The organism is Mariniphaga anaerophila (assembly GCF_900129025.1).
GTDB lineage: Bacteria > Bacteroidota > Bacteroidia > Bacteroidales > Prolixibacteraceae > Mariniphaga > Mariniphaga anaerophila.
The window spans coordinates 552,524-574,957 of the sequence record NZ_FQUM01000003.1 but is presented as its reverse complement, the minus strand read 5'-3'; the positions used below and the strand labels follow the sequence as shown (position 1 = coordinate 574,957).

The 22,434-nt window shown below is 43.0% G+C and carries 15 protein-coding genes and 2 tRNA genes; 8 read left to right on the top strand and 9 right to left on the bottom strand.

Annotated elements, in window-relative coordinates; all coding sequences use genetic code 11:
* Positions 1-190: 190 nt before the first annotated feature.
* Positions 191-613: a DUF1761 domain-containing protein gene (locus BUB08_RS08410; protein WP_073000720.1), complete on the bottom strand. Its 423-nt coding sequence runs from the start codon at positions 611-613 to the stop codon at positions 191-193.
* A gap of 88 nt (positions 614-701) precedes the next feature.
* On the opposite strand from BUB08_RS08410, the gene BUB08_RS08405 reads away from it, so the two are divergent.
* Complete coding sequence (locus BUB08_RS08405; RefSeq protein ID WP_073000718.1) at positions 702-1,826, top strand: PSP1 domain-containing protein; 1,125 nt, start codon at positions 702-704, stop codon at positions 1,824-1,826.
* A gap of 7 nt (positions 1,827-1,833) precedes the next feature.
* Here the strand turns inward: BUB08_RS08405 and BUB08_RS08400 are convergent, their stop codons facing one another.
* From BUB08_RS08400 to BUB08_RS08380, 5 genes are all read right to left on the bottom strand, one after another.
* Positions 1,834-4,446 (bottom strand): ATP-binding protein, encoded by a 2,613-nt coding sequence (locus tag BUB08_RS08400; protein WP_073000717.1) that lies wholly within the window; start codon positions 4,444-4,446, stop codon positions 1,834-1,836.
* Positions 4,447-4,608: 162 nt separating this feature from the next.
* Positions 4,609-5,607, bottom strand: a complete 999-nt coding sequence (locus BUB08_RS08395) for a DUF4922 domain-containing protein (RefSeq protein ID WP_083570656.1) — start codon at positions 5,605-5,607, stop codon at positions 4,609-4,611.
* Positions 5,608-5,642: 35 nt separating this feature from the next.
* The gene (locus BUB08_RS08390) at positions 5,643-7,082 is read right to left on the bottom strand and encodes a glycosyltransferase family 2 protein (RefSeq protein WP_083570655.1); all 1,440 of its coding nucleotides are present in this window, start codon (positions 7,080-7,082) and stop codon (positions 5,643-5,645) included.
* 50 nt (positions 7,083-7,132) lie between these two features.
* Positions 7,133-7,205 (bottom strand) — tRNA-Lys (locus BUB08_RS08385).
* Between the two features lie 46 nt (positions 7,206-7,251).
* Positions 7,252-8,766, bottom strand: coding sequence for a glycoside hydrolase family 10-like protein (locus BUB08_RS08380; RefSeq protein WP_073000713.1), 1,515 nt, complete (start codon positions 8,764-8,766; stop codon positions 7,252-7,254).
* Between the two features lie 465 nt (positions 8,767-9,231).
* On the opposite strand from BUB08_RS08380, the gene BUB08_RS08375 reads away from it, so the two are divergent.
* Both BUB08_RS08375 and murQ read left to right on the top strand, forming a co-directional pair.
* On the top strand, positions 9,232-10,071 hold the full coding sequence (locus BUB08_RS08375) for a hypothetical protein (RefSeq protein WP_073000711.1): 840 nt from the start codon (positions 9,232-9,234) through the stop codon (positions 10,069-10,071).
* Between the two features lie 4 nt (positions 10,072-10,075).
* The gene (gene murQ / locus BUB08_RS08370; RefSeq protein WP_073000709.1) at positions 10,076-10,891 is read left to right on the top strand and encodes an N-acetylmuramic acid 6-phosphate etherase; all 816 of its coding nucleotides are present in this window, start codon (positions 10,076-10,078) and stop codon (positions 10,889-10,891) included.
* Between the two features lie 213 nt (positions 10,892-11,104).
* Here murQ and BUB08_RS08365 read toward each other — a convergent pair whose 3' ends face one another.
* Positions 11,105-11,605, bottom strand: a complete 501-nt coding sequence (locus BUB08_RS08365) for a hypothetical protein (RefSeq protein WP_139249648.1) — start codon at positions 11,603-11,605, stop codon at positions 11,105-11,107.
* Between the two features lie 311 nt (positions 11,606-11,916).
* On the opposite strand from BUB08_RS08365, the gene BUB08_RS08360 reads away from it, so the two are divergent.
* Together BUB08_RS08360 and scpA are read left to right on the top strand one after the other, a co-directional pair.
* On the top strand, positions 11,917-13,779 hold the full coding sequence (locus tag BUB08_RS08360; RefSeq protein WP_073000705.1) for a methylmalonyl-CoA mutase family protein: 1,863 nt from the start codon (positions 11,917-11,919) through the stop codon (positions 13,777-13,779).
* Between the two features lie 12 nt (positions 13,780-13,791).
* Complete coding sequence (gene scpA / locus BUB08_RS08355; RefSeq protein WP_073000703.1) at positions 13,792-15,945, top strand: methylmalonyl-CoA mutase; 2,154 nt, start codon at positions 13,792-13,794, stop codon at positions 15,943-15,945.
* 315 nt (positions 15,946-16,260) lie between these two features.
* Here scpA and BUB08_RS08350 read toward each other — a convergent pair.
* A tRNA-Gln gene (locus BUB08_RS08350) sits at positions 16,261-16,336 on the bottom strand.
* Positions 16,337-16,574: 238 nt separating this feature from the next.
* Positions 16,575-17,537 carry an OmpA family protein gene (locus BUB08_RS08345; protein ID WP_073000700.1) on the bottom strand — a complete coding sequence of 321 codons (963 nt, stop codon included), beginning with the start codon at positions 17,535-17,537 and terminating at the stop codon, positions 16,575-16,577.
* 130 nt (positions 17,538-17,667) lie between these two features.
* Between BUB08_RS08345 and dxs the strand changes: the two genes are divergently transcribed.
* The 3 genes from dxs to BUB08_RS08330 all read left to right on the top strand — a co-directional run bounded on the left by dxs (position 17,668) and on the right by BUB08_RS08330 (position 22,407).
* Positions 17,668-19,575 (top strand): 1-deoxy-D-xylulose-5-phosphate synthase, encoded by a 1,908-nt coding sequence (gene dxs / locus BUB08_RS08340; protein WP_073000697.1) that lies wholly within the window; start codon positions 17,668-17,670, stop codon positions 19,573-19,575.
* 53 nt (positions 19,576-19,628) lie between these two features.
* The gene (locus BUB08_RS08335) at positions 19,629-20,819 is read left to right on the top strand and encodes a sensor histidine kinase (RefSeq protein ID WP_073000694.1); all 1,191 of its coding nucleotides are present in this window, start codon (positions 19,629-19,631) and stop codon (positions 20,817-20,819) included.
* 73 nt (positions 20,820-20,892) lie between these two features.
* On the top strand, positions 20,893-22,407 hold the full coding sequence (locus BUB08_RS08330) for a GH3 auxin-responsive promoter family protein (RefSeq protein WP_073000691.1): 1,515 nt from the start codon (positions 20,893-20,895) through the stop codon (positions 22,405-22,407).
* Positions 22,408-22,434 lie beyond the last annotated feature (27 nt).

Here is a 22,434-nt window from a genome sequence, read left to right as displayed (position 1 = left end):
TTCGATTCTGTCATTGGGAAACAAAGATAGTAGTTTGCTTCGCCCGATGAAAAGAATCAACAGCTGCTTCGGCCAATATTTTTCAACAAGAAATCAAGATTATCCGTATAACTTTTGGCAACTTTGCTGGTACTTTTCAAAAGTAACCTTCGAAAAACAAAGCCCAAAAGTCCTATCCCCTTCAATACATTTAATGCCAGGCTCCCAGAATTGCGCCCATAATAATATAAATCACAACGTAATACCCCAGATTTATAAAGAATAATTTCCACGGCTTCCGTTCATAAAGAACGTCGTTCAACCGGCTGGTGCCAATCCAGAATCCGGCAATCATTAATCCGGCAAAAACGCCAAAACCCGCATCCGATTCCGGACCGAGAAACATAGCGATAGCCAAAGCGGCCAACACTGTTGCCACGTAGTTTACAACCATTGTTACCGGCACGGGCAAACTCTCCTTTTTCAAATCATCTTCGGTAAAACCATTTAACTTCATCCAGGTTTTTCCAAACAGGGGACCATACCAAATCCAGCCAATAATAAACGAGCTGAAAGCAGCAACAACAACTGCCCAATAATTAATACCTGCAAATACTTCAGACGGTTCCATCATTTATTCTTTTAAATTTAGATTATTTAATTTACGACATTTCAATCTTTTTTTCGATCTTTGCCCGTGAAATATTAAAGCAGGGGAAGATATGAGTTGTGCAGGATGCGCGTTCAATAATACAGTTACTGAAGAAAAAGTTGACATATACAATTGGTTGAACGACCTACCGGATACGTCGGATCAATCAGATATAGTTGAGGTTAAGTTTAAAACAACACGGAAAGAATTTTACAGAAACACAGACGATATTCCACTAAAAAGAGGGGACAAAGTAATTGTTGCCACCTCGCCTGGCCATGACGTGGGAGAGGTTACTCTGACGGGATATCTTGCCGAAAAACAATTCGACCGGAAAGTAAAAAACAAACGTCGATACACGCTAAACACCATTTACCGCAAGGCTACCGAAAACGATTTGCAGGTACTGGCTTCTGCCCGAAAGATTGAAAAATCAACGTTAATACGTTCCAGACAACTGGCAGCAGATCTGGGGCTTGACATGAAAATTGGAGAGGTAGAATACCGAGGTGACGGCAAAAAGGCCATTTTCTATTACATTGCCGATGGGCGTGTTGATTTCAGGGAATTGATAAAACTCTATGCTCGCGAATTCCGGATTAAAGTTGAGATGAAACAAATCGGGGCACGACAGGAAGCCGGTCTGGTAGGAGGAATAGGCTCGTGTGGCCGGGAACTTTGCTGTTCTAGCTGGCGAACCGATTTTTCAAGCATTTCTTCAGACGCAGCTCAAAAGCAAGGACTTTCGCCATCAGCTCAAAAGATGGCAGGTGCCTGCGGAAAGCTAAAATGCTGCTTGCTATACGAACTTGATACTTACATGGAAGCGCGCCAGGAATTTCCGGAAGAACTCATGTACCTCGAAATGAGTAAAGGCATTGCCAAACCATTAAAAACAGACTATCTGAAAAAAGAAATCTGGTTTACCATTGAAGGCGATGCAACATCAGGAACTTTTGCTCTTTCGTTAAAAGAAGTAAAAGACATTATCCAGCAAAACAAAAGGGGTAAAAAACCGGAGTTGCCGAAAAAAGAGGTTCCCGGAGCTGACGAAATCGGATGGCAAACCATGAACAACGAAAGCATCGACCGGTTCGAAAATAAAAATCCCCGGAAAAACAAACCAAGAAAAAAGAAAAACAACTACAGAGGGCGCAGGCAAAAAGATAACAGGCAACGAAACCAAAAATCGTAGAGCACCACTACTGTAAAAAGTGCTTTATTTTCTTTTTCAGGTCTTTTAACAGAACGGGCTTTGCCAGGTAATCGTCGCAACCCGACTGAAATGCTTTTTCCATATCACCTTTCATGGCGTAAGCCGTCTGAATAATTACCGGCAGGTCAGGAAATTCTGATTTGATGATTCGTGTTGCTTCAAACCCGTTCATTAACGGCAACCGCACGTCCATCAAAACCAAATCAGCCTTGTTCTTTCGCAGGTACTCTATTCCCAGTGGCGGATTGTCAAAATTAACCAGGTTGTGTCCCAAAAGCGTTGCCATGCTTTTCATATACTCAATGCTGGACAGGTCATCTTCAAAAGAAACAATTCTCTTTTTCTGGTTTTCGCCCTCATTCTCTGATTGTTTGCCCACTGCTCCGTGGTCAGACGTAACTTTTTCTGCTTCAAAAGGAATATCCACAAAAAAAGTAGAACCTGCTCCCGCTGTTGAATCCACCCAAACTTTTCCGTGCAGGCGATTCACAATACCTGAAACAATGGCTAATCCCAGTCCTGTTCCCTCATACCTTCTGGAAAACCCCTCCTGTGCCTGTCTGAAAGATTCAAAAATAACATTCGTTTTTCCCTCTTCTATCCCTATTCCCGAATCTTTAACAAATAGCGTCATTTTCTCAGAAGACGAAGTATAACAGCCAAATTCGATGGTTCCTTCATCTGTGAATTTAAAAGCATTATCGAGTAAATTACGGAAAATCTGGAACACCCGGTTCTTGTCCGATTTAAATACTTTATGCTCCTGATTCTCACAATACCTTACCCGAAAATCAATTTTTTGAATTTTTTCACTCTGCTGCGCTTTATACACAATGTGCATCTCCTCCAACAAATCGTTAATATCAAAAAAGCTGTAATCTACCTTCAACTGATTGGCCTGAATAAGCGAAATGTCAATAATATCATTGATAACAGAAGTAAGCCGCTGCCCCGAACTTTCAATTATTTTCCCGTAATACTCCAGTTTTTCGTGCGGAAGTTTTCCGCTGCTTATAAACTTCGAAAAACCAAGAATTGCATTCAGTGGCGTCCGAATCTCATGACTCATGTTCGCCAGGAAAAGCGATTTAAGTTTATCGCTCTCTTCTGCTTTCTGTTTTGCCTCACTCAACTCCTCCACCATCTGTTTTCTGAGGGTAATATCGTGGCCGATTCCTACCAGTCCAATCACTTGTCCGTTAACATCACGCAAAGGAACTTTAGTGGTCAAAATCCAGCGTTTCGGTTCGCCAGGCAGTTCTTCCTCACGATTTATGACAGGTATTCCCTGTTCAATAACCAGTTGATCGTCTTTAAAATATTTTTCTGCTGCTTCCCGCGGATAAATATCGAAATCCGTTTTCCCTATTAATTCTTCCGGACTGCTCACTCCGCAATTTTCTACGTCGCCTTTATTCACAACGATTTTACGATAATTTACATCCTTCATGTAAACAGCGTCGGGCAAATTTTGAATCAAGGTCGTCTGACGGTTAGTCAAGCGCTGCAACTCAATTTCCGCCAACTTGCTCGACGTCACATCCTGAATGGTTCCGCGCAAAAAATGTCCATACTCACCTTTTTCCTTATCGGGTCTACAAATAATTTCCACCCATTTTCTTCTGCCGCTTGTCAGCTTAATGTAAAACTGATGTTCAAAAGGTTTGCCTACATGAATGGCCGACCTAACGGCTTTTTTAAACAAATTAAAATGGTCTTCCTCCGCAAACTCCCTGAAATCTTCAATTCCCGGATTACCCGGAAACGATTTCCTCTCCAGTATTTCGAGCAATTCGTCGGACCACTGTAAGTTCCGCTCTCCGGGGCGGTATTTCCAGTTCCCTATTTTTGCAATTTTTTGGGCAAGACTAAGATCGGCAAGGCTTTCGTGAAGCGCTTTTTGAGAGAGAATTACCTCTGTAATATCATTTACCACACCAAAAACCATGTTTTTATCAGGCCGGTATTCTGCAATCGCATGAATACACCTGAGCTGCCCGTCGCTGACACGTTTAATCTGATACCGCACATTGTAAGGGCGCTTTCCGGAAATTAAATTATCGAAAGCCTCATCCAATAATTTTCGATATTTTGGTACAGCGAGCCGCTTCACCTCCTCCAAAGAAAAAAAGCCGCCACTTCCGCCATAAATTTCTCCGGCGCCTCGGGTCGCAAATAAATCTTTTGTCTGCAGATCAATTTCCCAAGAACCAAACAGGGCAAGCTTTTCAGCTCTCTCCATTCTCCGGGTATTAATTTTCATTTCTTTGATAGAGGAAACCTCACGGGTGATTTCAGAATATGTGGCAATCGCCAGGTCACCCTCAAGTTTTTTAACGCTGGCACGGTATACTCGTTTATCTTTTCTTTGGCCGGACTCCAGCGTAAAACCGGCATCCAGGTTTTTCTCAATCATTCGTTCGCATAGGCACTTTCCATCCTTTTCGCGGCAAGGCGTATTCTGATCAAAAAGTTGTGCAAAGCACGGCCCTTGCTCAGGCTTTACTTTTGCGTCGTTGGTCTGAACTATTCTTTTCTTTTTCAGATCGATAACATAAAAAGGTACCGGAAGCGCCTTTAATATATCTTCTGCTCTCATTTATCTGTTCTGCTCTCTTTGGGTTTGTAAATCCTAAACAGCTATTCTCTTCCTGAAAAATCGACGATAAAAATACTGCATCTTTTGCAAAACACAAAAGCGAAAATCACTAAAAAAGGACAAAAAGGTTCGGATTAAAATTGCGGGTTATAAATACGCAAATCAGCTAAATTGAGCGAACATACTTTTCAGCCTGGAAAAATCTGACGACTGCAAAGTAACTTCTCCATATATCTCTTGGATGGTTCGGGAAGAAATTGACGAAAAATCTTCAGCCCTGGGGAGTACGAGAACTCCTCCCAGCTCAACAGCTGCCGGACTTACGACTATCTGTTTTTCACCTGTTTCAAAAAAATGAGATGGCCGCTGTTTGGCGCGAGGAAACACTAAAATCTTCCATGTTTCTTCTTCAAAAAAGCACAAGACATTTAACATTGGTTCGTTATTATCAACAGCAGGAAGTTGCTGATATAAGTAATTAAAGGCACGAACTACTTCACGCTTTTCTGAAGAACAAACAGCAACAAATTTTCGAAAATAGTTTTCAACAGCATAAACATGAAGCTGACTATTCTGAAAAAGCGTTGTTGAATGATTTTTCTCCAGCTCATCCAACTCTTCCTCAACAGGAAGAAACCCCCTGATTCCCGCCTGAAAATGGAAATGGTCGGGTGCAGAAGCGCCACACTGCGGCCCGTTGTAAAAAACAGTAAACCCCGGCAACGCCCGGGCAAGCTCCAGCATATCCGGAAAATAAGCCAGTATTTGCTGCGGTGTATGTTCGAAGTGAGGCACCGTGAGATGAGCAGGGAAAATTGGAAACGGATTAACCAGAATAAAAAACCTGTTCTGAAAAATTATCCCTTTTTGAACCTCAGGAAGATTTTTCGCACAAAGGAAACAAGGCCTTGCAGCAATGGAGCCGGCATCGGTTTTTGCCGCCGACGACCGGATGCGCCCCGGATTATGCTGAACAATAATTTTGAAGTGGCCAAAATCGAAACTCCGCGTCTGCACACCTGAAAGCGCTGCGTAGTTATTATGTGCAAGTTCCCATGTTCCCTTTTGCTGATTAATCAAAGCAAAGGCACGCTGATTCAGCGACTCTGTTTCTCCGAACTCTGCCAGCTCTTCCGTAGAAATAATTTTATTCTTATCCACTTACTCAGTAAATTAATAACGGCCAAAATCCACTGTTACTGTTTTTGTTTCATCCGCGCTTTCAGTTCAATTGTCCGGATGCGATCTTTGTACAAATTGTGCGCATTCTGTTTTTCTATATCTAACGATGCATCGGTGTTGTCTTCCCAGCGGCGGCAGAGGTACACCGGCTCGTAAATACGCCCGATTTTCCAGGTACGCGAAATAGCCAGCCCCAACGCGTAATCTTCGCCATAACTAACATTTGGCACTTTTATCTGACGCAGCACCGGCGTATAAAAAGCACGCGGGGCACCCAGTCCGTTGATTCGAAGTGCATTGTTCGGTCCGTTTTCCGGAGTCCACTCCCGGTGGTCAATAATTCCCGGAGGAATCTCTTCCAACGCAAAGTTGGTCATCTGGTACGTTCCCACCACCATGGCACATTTTTCTTCGTAAAATTTATCCACAATAGTTTGCAGCGTATTTTCGCTGGCATACAAATCGTCGCTGTCGAGCTGAACCGCAAACCTGCCACATTTTTCATGAAAAATTCCTTCGTTCCAGCAGCCGCCAATTCCTAAATCTTTGCGCTCGGGAACAACATGAATTAACATACCTTCTTTTGCAAACTCCTCTAAAATAGAAGTAGTTTCGTCAGTGGAGTAATTGTCCACAACAATCAGGTTAAACCAGAAATCAGTCTTCTGCATTAGCACTGATTCTACTGCGTCTTTAATTGTTTTTGCACGGTTGCGCACCGGAATAATCACCGATACTTCCACCGGAAACTCACTTTCTTCAAAATCGACTTCCTGAAACGGAGGAGAAAGGGAAGCTCCAATCTTTTTCAAATGCGCTGTGCATGCATTCTCCATTTCAATTTGCTTATCGCGGGCAGACGCGCTTACGTAATCAAATTGTATTTCACCCGATTTTCGGGTATCCGATTCAACCATCGAAAACAAAAATTCGGGAACACGAACAAGTTCGCCCATGCGCGAAGCGTGCAGCCTCAAAGCATAATATCCTGCAATTTGAAAATGAGCTTCGGAAAAGCTTTTCAAAATTCCGGAACGATAAAACTGAACCGGGCCAAAATTAAAATCATCGCGCAAACTTCCCTGTTGGTAATCAACTACCGGATGAAGCATCTCTTTCCCATTTTTTATTTCGCGATAATCGGCGTAAACCATTGCCGCGCCCGTATTTTCGGCCACCTGAAACAATCGCTCAATGCTGAACTGACCCAACTCAAGCGGCGTACTTCGCAAAGCAAGCAAACAATATTCTGATGTTGACTTTTGTGCAATTTGCAACATTGTTGCCGTAGAAAGAGGAGTTTCGGTTACCAGGGTTTCACTACCCGGAATATTAACTTTTTCGGGACTGATCACAAAAACACTGTTTACCAATGCATTTGCCTTTAATACTGAAACCAGATTTCGGGTTTCTTCCATCCCGGAGTAGGCGACAAAACAGTCAGTTCTATTCATATCGTATTTGATTAAGTTTTTCTTCGGGGAAGAATGAAGAGGCGATTTTGTCGGCCTGCAGGGATTCGAACCCTGGACCCGCTGATTAAGAGTCAGCTGCTCTGCCAACTGAGCTACAGGCCGATTTTTTCTGCAAATTTAGACAATCGTTCGAAAACTGAAAGAAAAATTACAGCTTTATTGTCACCGGCGCACTCAACCAGCTTTCATTATTCAACCGATCCAGCACAGAAACACGCACTTCATACTTTCTTCTTTTTTTGTTAATTTTTTCAAATTTGAACTTATCTTCTCCATCATTCAGTATAACATGAATAAATTTCGGGTTCTCCGGATTCAATTTCGTTCCTTCTTCATTCAGATAAATAACAAAACGTTTGGGCTGATCCAACTCCGAATCTGCCTTTTTGCTGTTCCATTTTACAGTACGTCCGCTTTTTTTGAACCGAGCAACCGGAAGCGGCGGCTGGTTGTCGATCCACGGCATGGGGGGCACCAGTGCCGGATAGCGAAACAAATCCTGCATCAGGCTGTCCTGAAATCCCATTAAATCTCTTTTAAAATGTTTACTGCTGTAAAAAGCCGAGCCGGTAATTCCAGGAATCTCTCTAAGCAACCTGATTTGTTTAGGTAATTCTCCGGGTTGTGCCCATTCTTTTACGTCGGCAGAAGAATCGCTTTTATAAACTCCCTGCCCAATATACATTCCTCTTCCGTAGTTATGTAAATTCCACCACTGGGCCAGTTTTTCAAAATCGGCCAGCGGATGGCCAATTTGCCAGTACAGTTGTGGCAACGTATAATCAATCCAGCCATTCTCCTGCCACTTGATAATGTTGGCATAAAGATGATCGTAATTGGTGGCTCCGGCTCGTGAATCAGACCCCCGGGGATCGTCAGCAATATTTCGCCAAACGCCAAAAGGACTGATGCCAAACTTGACCCACGGCTTGGTTGCTTTAATGGTTTCGTTCAACAGTTTTATAATAATGTCCACGTTTTCGCGGCGCCAGTCGGCTTTGTATGCAGGAGAATATCCACGGTTATACGATGCAAACGATGTTGTATCGGGAAAATCTTCTTTCAACGGATATGGATAAAAATAATCATCAAAATGAATGGCGTCTACATCGTAGCGGGCCACAATATCTTTTACGACGGTTGCTACAAAATCGCGTGTTTGTGGCAGCCCCGGGTCAAAATAAAGGCTGTTGCCATATTTCAAAATCCATTCCGGATGCTTAAAAGCGACATGTTCTCCCGCCAGCGATTGTTTATGGTTTAAAGCCACCCGAAACGGGTTCAGCCATGCATGCAATTCCATTCCCCGCTTGTGGCTCTGTTCAATCCAGAATTGCAACGGGTCGTAAAACGGTTCGGGAGCCTGCCCCGGAGTGCCCGAAAGATATCTCGACCACGGTTCCAGCGCCGAAGCATAAAACGCATCGGAAGTTGGTCGAACCTGAAGAATTATTGCATTCATTCCGAGTCTTTTGTGCATATCGAGAATTTCAATCACTTCTTTTTGCTGCTCTTCTGTTGACAAGCCCGGTTTCGACGGCCAGTCGATATTTGCAACCGTAGCCACCCAAACACCCCGAAACTCGAATTTGGGAGGGGTGGATTGCGAATGAACAGAAAAACATACGATAAATAGAATCAACGTCAATAAAATACTTTTCATCTGTTTGAAATTGTTTATTTGGATGGCGACTCATGTAACCCGCACGATGGTTATACTACATTGTGCTAACAATTTACCATGCCCGTTTCATCTCAAAAAATTAAACTCTTTTTGCTGAAGCAAATATATTCTTTTTAAAAGACCTGAACCACCACAAATGAAATTGTAAACATCAGGGAAATTGAATGGTTCTTTTGCTAGTTCTCAATTTTGAAAAAAAACAGTAAATAAGAAGCTGACCAAAATCAGTTTACGCAATTATTTTCCGGCCCGGGAGCATTCAGATAAAACAAATAAACTTTTATAAATTACCAGAGAGTCAACTTTCAAAATATACTTTTAGTTTAGCACAGTAAAATGCCCTATTTTTACGACCTGAACATGTAAAGATGAGCTAGGCTGAATTTTCGGACAGAAACAAAAAGAGTAAACCAATTACTTATTGAACAAATAAATACACATAAAATGATACTTATTGCAGACAGTGGCTCTACCAAAACAAGCTGGTGTTTTTCAGTGGCGGGAAAAGAGCCAGAACTGTTTAACACCGGCGGTGTAAATCCGTTTTTTCGCACAACAGAAAACATAGTTGCAGAGTGGAAAGAAAGTCGGATAGCCCACCTTCCGGAAGAGGTGGAGAAAATATTTTTTTACGGCGCTGGCATTGTAAACGAAGAAAAAGCAAACGTAATTAAAAAGGCACTTGAACCATTCTTTCCCAACGCCCAAAAGGAAGTGCACAGCGATTTGCTTGCAGCTGCCCATGCCACACTGGGCAAAAAAAGCGGAATAGCATGCATTTTAGGAACCGGCGCCAACTCGTGCCAGTACAACGGAGAAGAAATTACAGCTCATGTTCCGCCGCTGGGATTTATTCTGGGAGATGAAGGGAGCGGTGCGGTTCTGGGAAGAAAGCTGGTTGGTGATTTCCTAAAAAATATGATGCCCGAAGAGCTGGTAAAACTATTTGCAGAAAAATATCCCATTGAATATGCAGAATTTCTGAATCGGGTTTACCGGCAGGAAAAACCCAACAAATTTCTGGCGGGTTTTGTTCCTTTTCTAAAAGAAAATATTGAACACGAATATTGTGAGAACCTGGTGCAAAGCGAATTCGATTCATTCATTTTTCGCAATGTAGCTCAGTATTCAGGTTTCGAAAAGCAGCCCATTTGTTTTGTAGGTTCAGTGGCGTTCTTTTTTCAGGAACAGCTAAAAAACGTACTTTTGAAACGCAATTTGGTTCTGGGAATTATACTAAAGGAACCTTTATTAAAATTAATGGAGTACCACAAACAATTTTGAACTGATGAGTAGTATTACTGAATCGAGTTCGCAATACAACAATCTTGAAAAGATGAGTATTCGCGAGTTGTTGGACGGAATCCACAACGAAGACAAAAAAGTATTACCGGCAGTGGAAAAAACAATTCCGCAAATAGAAAAGCTGGTTTCAGAAATTGTTCCCCGGGTAAAAAAAGGGGGACGGCTTTTTTATATCGGAGCGGGAACCAGCGGAAGACTGGGAATTTTGGATGCCTCTGAAATTCCGCCAACGTACGGAGTGGGTTACGATTTGGTTATTGGCCTTATTGCCGGCGGAGACCAGGCCATCCGCAAAGCAGTTGAATCTGCTGAGGACAACGAAAACCTCTCGTGGCAGGAACTTCAAAAATTTAACATCAACCAACTGGATACAGTAGTTGGCATTGCTGCTTCGGGACGAACACCTTTTGTTATAGGAGCTGTAAGAAACGCCCGCGAGCAAGGAATCCTGACAGCATGTATTACCAGCAACCCCGATTCCGAACTGGCACGAAATGTCGACATTCCCATAGAAGCCATTGTTGGGCCTGAGTTTGTTACTGGCAGTACGCGAATGAAGTCAGGAACAGCGCAGAAACTAATCCTGAACATGATTACCACCACGCTGATGATTCAGATGGGGAGGGTAAAAGGCAATAAAATGGTTAACATGCAATTAACAAATAAAAAGCTGGTAGAACGCGGCACCCACATGATTATGGACGAACTGGGCTATACGGCAGAGAAAGCCCGCAGGCTTTTGCTTCTGCACGGGTCGGTGCAAAAAGTTCTCGATCAGGCCGGTCAAAGTTCAGAGTAAGCACAATAAGTAGAATATTTTTTAATATCTTTGCTCACCAAAGCAGAAAAGGATATTTTTAAATATCGGATTTTGCAAAAAAGTTGAAACAAAATATTGAAGATAATCATCAGGCCTGCTTTCTGGCAGGTTTATGGTTTATTAGGTTTAGTTGGTTTAGGTTTTCCCGGGAAACCGGGAGCAAAAAGGCTGTCAAAGGACAGCCTTTTCTTTTTATAGTACAATCAAAATTACTATCAACAAAATCAGCAGCATAAAAAGGACAAACTGGTTGCGGACAAACAATCCGAGCAGAATAAGAATTTCAACTTCGTCGTTTACCGCAGTAAACAGTTCAATCTCGCCCTTGTCTTTTGTTAAAAATTCATTGGACGTATAGGTAATCATCTCAACTCCGTTGAACTTCCACGACCAACGCGATTGCCAGAAGTTCTGAATCTCCAGTTCGAAACGCTTGCCATTTATCACCACGTCGGTGCGCGGATTAAACAGGTTTATCATCACCATTCCCAGTAGTGACTGGTCGTTGGCGTCGTAAATCTCAAGTTTTGAAAGAAAAAACTCACGATTCAGAATAAAAAGTTTCCCGTTAATTATTGCCTGTGCCTTCGAACTCATCATGCTCTCCCACCGGATACTGCCGATAAGTTCCTCGCCATGACTGATTTCCAGCTTAGGCCCAAAAATATCTTTTGTCCATTGCAACTTATCCATTCCCAACATTTCAAAAATGAGAATGCAAGTTAGAAAATTCTGATGAAAACCGAAGGTGAAAAAACGTTAAGGAAAGCAGAACAAGACCAGGTCGACTCGCCCGATTGAACCGAACAGCAGACAATACGAATTAACTATAAACCAGGCATTGCGAAATTTACTCTTCACTAAAAACTGGTAAGAATAATTTTACATATCCACCCTAAAAACATGATTTTTATTAATAATCCCTAAAATCCTCCTATTTTCTCATGCTCAATCTTTTAAATAGGCTAATTTTGTTCACCTATTTTTACTAAATTATTTTCAACATGACAGATCAAAACCAAAAGCTTTTCACCAATTTTCCACCCGTAACAACAGAAGAGTGGGAAGCAAAAATAAATGCTGATTTAAAAGGCAGAGATTATGAGAGAGCGCTGGTCTGGAGAACGCACGAAGGATTTAACGTGCGCCCCTACTATCGCCGACAAAACCTGGAAGGACTAGACTTCCTCAACGCACTTCCCGGAGAATTTCCGTATGTGCGCGGAAACAAAAAAACAGGCAATGAATGGCTTATCCGCCAGGATATTGCAGTGAAAGATTTCAGTGAGGCCAACAAAAAAGCGTTAAGCATCCTCGGCAAAGGGGTAAATTCGCTGGGCTTTTGTTTCGACTGCGCTACAAAAGTCGAAAAAGCCGATCTGGAAATCCTGCTAAAAGACATTTGCCTGGAAGCGGTTGAAATCAATTTTATTTGTCGTTGCGGCAACTGCAATTGTGCCCTGCCTTTTGCAGAATACATTTCAGAAAGAAAAGAAAACAAAAATAACATCGTCGGTTCATCTTCGTCTGATCCCATCGGCTCGTTTGTTCTTAAAGGAAAACTAAAGCCCGATGCTTTGGACGAAATAGCAAATGCAATTAATAAAACCCGGAAAATCCCCCACTTCAGAGTAATCGGTGTTAACGGGAAATTTTTTGCGAACAGCGGTGCATCCATTGTGCAGGAACTGGCATTTTCTCTGGCTCAGGGCGTTGAATACCTGACCAAACTGACAGACGCCGGGCTTAACATTGAATATGTGGCCGGCAACATAAAATTCAACTTTGGCATTAGCAACAACTACTTTATGGAAATTGCCAAATTACGCGCTGCCCGGTTGCTTTGGGCACAAATTGTAAAAGCATTCAACCCGAAAAACGACGAAGTTGCCGAGCTTATTTCCCATTGCGAAACCAACAGTTACAACAAAACTATTTACGATCCTTATGTGAATATGCTGCGCACCCAAACCGAGGCCATGTCGGCAGTATTAGGCGGAGCAGATTCCATTACCGTACTTCCGTTTAATGCCATTTTGGGCGACACCACCGAATTTTCGGAACGTATTGCACGCAACCAGCAAATTTTGCTAAAAGAAGAATCGCATCTCGACAAAGTTTCAGACCCGGGAGCCGGTTCATATTACATTGAAAATCTTACTGCTTCGTTGGCAGAGCACGCCTGGAAATTGTTTCTGGAAGTACAGAAAAAAGGCGGTTTCATTCAGGCATTTAAAAAAGGATTCATCCAGAATGAAATTAAAACGATGGCTGCTAAACGGAGCACAAGCGCAGCACTTCGTCGCGAAAATCTGCTGGGAGTGAACCAGTTTCCCAATTTTACTGAAACAGCCAAAACAGATTTCCCCGACTGGGTTTTTGAAGCGACAGACAACACAGAACAAGGTGCCGATGTGGAAACGCTGAAACCGTACCGCATTGCCCAACCGTTTGAAGCACTGCGTTACAAAACCGACATGTACGCAAAAGACAACAAACGTCCGGTTGCTTTTATGCTGACGATGGGCAACCTGGCCATGCGCAAAGCCCGGGCTCAGTTTAGCTGCAACTTTTTTGCAGTAGCCGGGTTCGAAGTGATCGACAATAACGGATTTGATTCGGCAGCAGCCGGCGTTGAAGCAGCCAGAGCAAAAAATGCCGACATTGTTGTAGTATGCAGCTCAGACGAAGAATATGCAGAAATTGCCCCGCAGATAGCCGGACTTCTGGACAAAGAAATATTGGTAATTGCCGGCGCTCCGAAATGTCAGCCGGAACTTGAAGAAAAAGGGATTACAAATTTCGTCCATGTAAAAAGCAATATTCTGGAAGACCTGAAAGCATATCAAACCAAATTGGGAATCTAAAAATCAAATAAAATGACACCAAATTTTAAAGACATAAATATAAAAACAGCCTTTCAGAAAAATCATCCCGCGGGGAAGGCTGCAAATAATAATGAGAAAAACTGGTTAACTCCGGAACAGATTCCGGTGAAACCCATCTATACCAAAGAAGATTTGGAAGGGATGGAGCACCTGGATTATGCAGCAGGATTACCGCCATTTTTGCGCGGTCCCTATTCTGCCATGTATGCCATGCGCCCATGGACCATCCGCCAGTACGCCGGTTTTTCTACGGCAGAAGAATCCAATGCGTTTTACCGCAGAAACCTTGCTGCCGGCCAGAAAGGGCTTTCGGTTGCATTTGACCTAGCAACGCACCGCGGGTACGATTCTGACCACCCGCGCGTGGTTGGCGACGTTGGGAAAGCCGGGGTAGCCATCGATTCTATCCTAGACATGAAAATTTTGTTCGACCAGATTCCGCTCGATAAAATGTCTGTTTCCATGACCATGAATGGTGCAGTGCTGCCCATTATGGCTTTTTACATTGTTACCGGACTGGAACAGGGCGCAACGCTGGAACAACTGTCCGGAACCATCCAAAACGATATTCTGAAAGAATTCATGGTGCGAAACACCTACATTTATCCGCCTGAATTCTCCATGAAAATTATTGCAGACATTTTCGAGTTCACTTCGAAATATATGCCCAAATTCAACTCCATTTCCATTTCGGGATACCACATGCAGGAAGCCGGTGCTACTGCCGACATTGAAATGGCTTACACTCTGGCCGACGGATTGGATTACCTGCGGACAGGAATTAAAGCAGGCCTCGGTGTTGATGCTTTTGCACCGCGCCTGTCGTTTTTCTGGGCCATTGGAATGAACCATTTTATGGAGATTGCCAAAATGCGGGCAGCCAGAATGCTTTGGGCAAAAATTGTAAAAGAATTCAACCCGAAAAATCCAAAATCAATGGCATTGCGTACCCACTCGCAAACATCGGGGTGGTCGCTTACCGAGCAGGATCCGTTTAACAACGTAGGCCGCACAGCTATTGAAGCGATGGCTGCAGCGCTGGGACATACGCAGAGTTTGCACACCAATGCACTTGATGAAGCCATCGCGCTGCCAACCGACTTTTCTGCACGAATTGCACGTAACACCCAGCTGCACCTGCAGATGGAAACTGAAATTTGCCGCTCGCTTGACCCGTGGGCCGGTTCGTACTACGTTGAATCGTTAACCAATGAACTGGCACATAAAGGTTGGGAACTCATTCAGGAAGTAGAAAAATTGGGAGGCATGGCCAAAGCCATTGAGACCGGCGTTCCAAAAATGCGTATCGAGGAGGCAGCAGCAAGGGCGCAGGGAAGAATCGACAGTGGAAATCAGACCATTGTTGGACTTAACAAATACCGTCTCGAAAAAGAAGATCCGATTGATATTCTGGATATCGATAACACTGCAGTACGGCAGGCGCAAATCGAACGGTTGAAAAAATTGCGTGCCGAACGCAACGAAGAAGAAGTACAAGCTGCACTGGCAGCCATAACAAAAGCTGCCGAAACAGGCAAAGGAAATCTGTTGGAGTTATCCATCGAAGCCGCAAAAAAACGTGCATCGCTGGGTGAAATATCAGATGCCTGCGAAAAAGTGGCAGGAAGATATAAAGCAGTAATCAGAACAATTGAAGGCGTGTACAAATCAGAAGCAAAAGACAAATCAGAATTCCAGGAAGCGCAGGAGCTGGCACAGGAGTTTGCCGAACTGGAAGGCCGCCAGCCGCGTATTATGGTAGCAAAAATGGGACAGGACGGACACGACAGGGGCGCCAAAGTGGTTGCTACCGGTTATGCCGATCTGGGCTTTGACGTTGACGTAGGGCCACTGTTCCAGACCCCGGAAGAAGCCGCAAAACAAGCCGTTGAAAACGACGTGCATGTTCTGGGAGTTTCATCACTGGCAGCCGGACACAAAACACTCGTTCCCGCTGTTATTGAAGAGTTGAAAAAACTGGGTCGCGATGACATCATGGTTATTGTTGGTGGCGTAATTCCGCCGCAGGATTATCAGTTTCTTTACGACTCAGGCGCAGTTGCCATTTTTGGTCCGGGAACCAGCGTAGCAGCAGCCGGCAAAAAAATTCTGGAGATATTGATTAAAGCTTACAAAGAAAGTTAATTGTAGTAGGAATAAACAAAGGGAAGCCGGTTCTGTTAAAGAGCCGGCTTTCGTTTTTTATTGAGCCGGAGACAGTTCATGGGACGGTTCATTATCCGGGGCGTTTTTCAATTTAAGCATAAATTTTAGTCAATCTAACCAGGAAGATTCTAATGTCTACAACACATCTTTGACTAGTCCTGAAAGCTTTTAGTCTAGCATTGAAGCTTTCAGTAGAATTGTTTGCCACTCGCCATAGAATGAAAATTTCAGTAATTTTAGATGAAATAAAAAATCCTTGTAACTTCATCAATTACAAGGATTTTATTTTTGACTTGGTTGTCCTGCCAGGGCTCGAACCTGGACTCTTCTGATCCAGAGTCAGACGTGTTGCCAATTACACCACAGGACAATTTTCAGGCTGCAAAAGTAATAAAAGTTGGGATGTTTTGTCCGTTTTTTGCGTTGATTTTTTAATAAATTTTAATCTTGCCTTCATTTTGGAAATGCACCTTTTTAGGGCGGTCCCCGTTTGTCTGTGTTGTTACAGTTGGTGTTGTCGGATGTTTGTTTCTTTTATTCTGCAGAATATTAATATCTTGTGCAGGTTTCGTCGCTTCTTTTTGTGTCGGAATCTTCCTGGTATTCCATCAGTTTGCCTCTAATATTTCCAGTACTTCATCTAACTTGGGCGAAAGAATTATTTCTGTGCGGCGGTTCATTTGCTTCCCTTCTGCACTTTCATTTGTTGCAAGAGGGACATATTCGCTGCGTCCGGCGGCAATAATACGGTCTGGTTTGAGCTGTTTGTTCTGGGTTAGAATTTTTGTGACAGCAGTTGCGCGCATTACGCTCAAATCCCAGTTGTCTTTTACGTCTCCCGATCCACGCATAGGCACGTTGTCTGTGTGTCCTTCTACCATAATGTTGATGTCGGTATTTTCGGCCAGCAGTTGGCTTAAATTGCTCAATGCCTTTTGCCCGTTAGGATCAACATCCCATTTTCCGGTTTTGAAAAGCAGCTTTTCGTCCATCGAAACGTAAATTTTTCCGTTTTTCTCATGAACTGTCAGCCCGTTGCCGGTAAAACCGGTAAGTGCGTGCATTACCTTATTCTTCAAATCTTTTACCGCCTCATCTTTTTTTGCCAGCGCATCCTGAAGTTCTATCAGTTTTGCATTTCGTTCTTCCAGCTCTTTTTCGGCTTCGCGTATTCTATCTTCGCGTTGGTTTAAATTGCGGCGGGCGGTTTGCAATTCGTCCATCAGCTGTTCTATTTCCGAGCTACTGCCTGTTTTCAAAATGTCCAGTTGCCGGTTCAGGTTTTGCATGTCTATTTCCAGCCCTGCATATTTTTGTTTTTGGGCGTTCAGGTTGTACAACGCGTCCTCCAGTTGTGCGGTCAAATCTTTGTTCCGCTCGGTAAGTTGTTTATTCACGCTTTCCATCTCGCGGTTGGCTGTTTCCAGCCTCAGATTCGACTGTTTTAGAACCTCATTTTCCTGAGCCGTGTTCTTGAGTTTATCTTGAACATCAGAGAATTGTTTCATGGAAACACAGGAAGAAAACAGGATAGTTGCAAATGTGAATATTAAGATATGTGCAGTTCTCATTTTTTTAAATTTTAATTCCGGCTAAATTTACTTCTTTTGCAGTTTGATAACAAATCTGAGTTCCCCAACAAATTTTTGAACAATACTGAGTACCCGATTTGTTGTATCTTTGAAAATATTTTCGCGAGAAATGGTTAAAGTTAAGGAAACGTTGCTTGATAAGATAAATAGCCCGGCTGATTTAAAAAAACTGTCAACAGAAGAACTTCCAGAAGTTTGTAAAGAACTCCGTGAGTTTATTATTGATGCAGTTTCTACAAATCCGGGGCATTTTGGTGCGAGCCTGGGTGTTGTAGAACTTACCGTGGCTTTGCATTACGTATATAATACACCATACGATTTGTTGGTTTGGGACGTTGGACACCAGGCGTATGGGCATAAAATTTTAACCGGGCGCCGGGAAGCTTTTGACACTAACAGAAAGTTTAACGGGCTCAGCGGATTTCCCAAACGTGATGAAAGCGAATACGATGCTTTTGGCGTAGGACACTCTTCTACCTCTATTTCTGCGGCGTTGGGAATGGCTATTGCTTCGGGGCTGAAAGAAGAGAAAGACCGAAATGTTGTTGCAATAATTGGCGATGGTGCCATGACCGGAGGTATGGCGTTTGAAGCGCTGAATAACGCGGGAGCTACAAAAGCAAATCTGCTGGTAATTTTAAATGATAATAACATGGCCATCGATCCTAATTCAGGGGTAATTGGCCAGTATCTTTTAAATATTTCCAAGTCGCAAACCTATAATAAGGTAAAAAAGGAAGTTTGGGAAGGATTGGGAAAACTTGACGGATTTGGAGAGAAAACCCGGAAGTTTATTCAGAAAAATCAGCATGCGCTGAAAAATATTCTGCTGAAAGAAAATAACCTTTTTGAAGCTTTTGACTTCAGGTATTTTGGGCCAATTGACGGGCATGATGTAAAGTATCTGGCAAAGGCTTTACAAGATCTAAAAAAAATATCAGGGCCAAAATTACTGCATGTAGTCACTAAAAAAGGAAAGGGTTTTTTGCAGGCCGAAAAAAATCAGACCAAGTTCCATGCTCCCGGGCTGTTTAATAAAGAAACCGGGGAGATTTATACTTCGGGGTGCCAGGTTGACAACGCGCATAAGTTTCAGAATGTTTTTGGTGAAACGCTGGTTGAACTGGCCGAAAAAAATAAAAAAATTGTGGGAATTACTCCGGCAATGCCGTCGGGATGTTCCATGAACCTGATGATAGCAAAAATGCCTGATCGGGCTTTCGATGTTGGCATTGCAGAACAACATGCAGTAACTTTTGCCGCCGGGCTTGCAACGCAGGGAATGGTTCCGTTTTGTAACATCTACTCCACCTTTATGCAGCGAGCCTACGATCAGGTTATTCACGACGTGGCTATTCAGAGTTTGCCTGTAATTTTTTGTCTCGACCGGGGCGGGCTGGTAGGAGAAGACGGCCCCACGCACCATGGTGTATTCGATATTGCATACATGCGCACGGTGCCTAACATGATTGTTTGCGCACCAATGGACGAGCCTGATTTGAGGAATTTGATGTACACTGCCCAACTGGGAGAGCTGAAACAACCAATTTCTATTCGTTACCCTCGCGGGTGTGGAAATGTGCCTGACTGGAGAAGGCCGTTCGAGAAAATTGAAATTGGCAAAGGAAGGCAGTTGTCCGAAGGAACTGATTTGGCCATTCTTACTATCGGAAAATCCGGAATTTTTGCACAGGACGCAATTAAAATGCTGGCTGATGAGAACATTTCTGCGGCACATTTCGACCTTCGTTTTGTGAAACCTCTGGATGAAGATTTGTTAAGATCGGTTTTCAAAAAGTACCGGAAAATATTAACCGTGGAAGACGGTGTTATTAAGGGTGGTTTTGGTAGCGCAGTGCTTGAGTTTATGGCCGAAAACGGATTCTCGTCGCAGGTTAAAATATTGGGTGTTCCCGACCGGTTTATCGAACACGGGGCGTTAAAAGAATTGTATAAGGTTTGCGGAATTGATAAGGAAGGGATTGTTAGCGCTGCACGAGATTTAGTTGAAAACTAGATAATATTTGTTTAGTCCTTTCGTTTTCTGAACTATAAACTAAAAGTCTTACCTTGGATATTTACCTTAAAAGAAAACGTGGAAAAATATTGCTGTTGCTTGTGGCAGTAATAATTGGAGTGGTGTCGTTGTTGTTTACCAACTGGCTTTCGGGGAAAATGGCCAACGAAGAACGGAAGAAAGTTGAATTGTGGGCCGAGGCAACCAAACGAATGGCCGAATCTGGTATTCAAAATGGAAATCAGGCCGGCGTAGAACAACTGAACACGGCTTACCTCACGCTTATCCAGTCAATACTCGGACAAAATACAACCATTCCGGTTCTGATTGTGGAACCCGACGGAAGTTTTAATTACAACGCCAACATCAATTTCAGTGAAGGGCGAAAAGAGCATGTGCTGAAAAAGGAACTGGAGAAAATGAAAGCTCATTCAGATCCCATCCGGATAGATTTGTCGGAAGAAGACGGCGATTATCTTTTGCTCTACTACCGGGAATCCAGTATTCTGAGGAACCTGCGTTATTATCCGCTGGTTCAGTTAATTGTTATTGTTGTTTTTATTATTGCGGCCTATTCGGCATTTATTGCAACGCAACGGGCCGAGCAGAATCAGGTTTGGGTTGGTATGTCAAAGGAAACTGCTCACCAGTTAGGTACTCCTATCTCGTCGTTAATGGCATGGATTGAAATTCTGAAACTTCAGGAGGTTGACCAATCGCTTGTGGCGGAGTTTGAAAAAGATACGTTGCGCCTGGAAAAAATTGCAGAACGCTTTTCAAAAATTGGTTCGAAACCCGAATTGATTCCGACTAATATTGTGGAAGTGCTCACCTCTGCTGTGAGCTATTTGAAAACCCGCTCGTCTGACAGGGTGAAATTTGAAACTGCTTTTTCATCCGAAGAACTTCATTTGATTCCGCTTAATGCTGCGCTTTTTTCGTGGGTAATCGAAAATCTCTGCAAAAATGCCATTGATGCCATGGATAATCACGGAAAAATTACGCTGGCGTTAAAAGAAAAAGAAAATACGGTGGTTATTGATGTTACCGACACCGGCAAAGGCGTGCAGAAATCGCAGTTTAAAACCATATTTCAACCGGGATTTTCTACCAAAAAAAGAGGGTGGGGATTAGGTTTGTCTCTGGCAAAACGTATTGTCGAAAATTATCACCAGGGAAAAATCTTTATTAAATGGTCAGAGCTTGGGAAAGGAACCACCTTCAGAATTATATTAAATAAGTAGGTGTCTCAAAAATGCAATTGCATTACCCTTGCAAATAATTTCTAACTTTGGGTGTTAATATTTAAAGACTACAATGGCATTACTTAATTCAGTAATAAATTGGATTAATTTTAAAAGGAATTACCAAATACAGCTTTACCGCGAACACCCGTTTGATATTCAGCACGAAACTCTGTTTAATTTATTGCGCCGGGCGCGAAATACGGCCTGGGGCGAAAAATTCAGGTACGATAAAATTAATTCGGTCGCAGATTTTCAGCGCGCTGTGCCGCTGCAAACCTACGAAGATATTAAACCGTGGGTTGAACGGTTACGGCAGGGCGAAACCGACTTGCTCTGGCCGGGAGAAGTAAAATGGTTTGCCAAGTCATCTGGAACGACAAGCGAAAAAAGTAAATTCATCCCCGTTACAAAAGAAGCTCTGGAAGATTGTCATTTGCGCGGGCCAAAAGATGTTTTTGCCATCTACATCAAAAATTACCCTGAAACAAAAGTACTTTTTGGGAAGACGCTGACTTTGGGCGGCAGCCACAGCATTAATAACTTCGCCAATAATTCTTATTATGGCGATTTATCTGCTATTCTGATTGAAAATGTTCCGTTCTGGACTGATCTAATGCGGATTCCTCCGGCCGAAATTGCATTGATAGAGGAGTTTGAAGAGAAAGTGGAGCGGATAATTGAAACGTCGCTTGACCAGAATGTTACATCGTTTGCCGGAGTTCCTTCGTGGTATCTGGTTTTGCTGAAAAGAATACTGGAGAAAACCGGAAAAAACAATATTCTGGAAGTGTGGCCAAACCTGGAAGTGTTTACGCACGGTGGCGTCAATTTTGAGCCTTACCGTGAACAGTATCAGAAACTTATTCCATCTGAAAAAATGCATTACATGGAAACATACAATGCATCGGAAGGTTTTTTTGCCATTCAGGACGACCCTTCCCGTCGCGACATGATGCTGATGTTGGATTACGGTGTGTATTACGAGTTTATTCCCATGAGTGAGTTTGGTTCGGAAAACCCGTCAGTGCTCACGTTGGAAGAGGTGGAACTGAACGAGAATTATGCGTTGGTTATATCTACCAATGCCGGTTTGTGGCGTTACATAATCGGAGACACCGTACAGTTTGTTTCTAAAAATCCGTATCGGTTGAAAATTACCGGCCGCACCAAACATTTTATCAATGCGTTTGGCGAGGAAGTTATTGTTGATAATGCAGAAAATGCGTTAAAAACAGCCTGTGAAAAAACCGGTGCGATTGTGAGCGAATACACAGCCGGCCCTATATTTATGGGCGATAACCAGAAAGGCGCTCACCAGTGGGTTATTGAGTTTGAAAAAGAGCCTGCTGACGTTAATCGGTTTGCCCTGTTGCTGGACGAAAGGTTGCAGCAACTGAATTCTGACTACGAGGCCAAAAGACACAAAAGTATTACCCTGGAAATGCTTCACCTGGAAGTTGCGCCCAAAGGCACTTTCTACCAATGGATGAAAAACCGGGGAAAAGTTGGCGGGCAAAATAAAATTCCGCGTCTGTCAAATGATCGGAAATACCTTGATGAACTATTGAGTTTATTAAAGAAATAATCTTTATTTTCAGCATTCAATAATTAA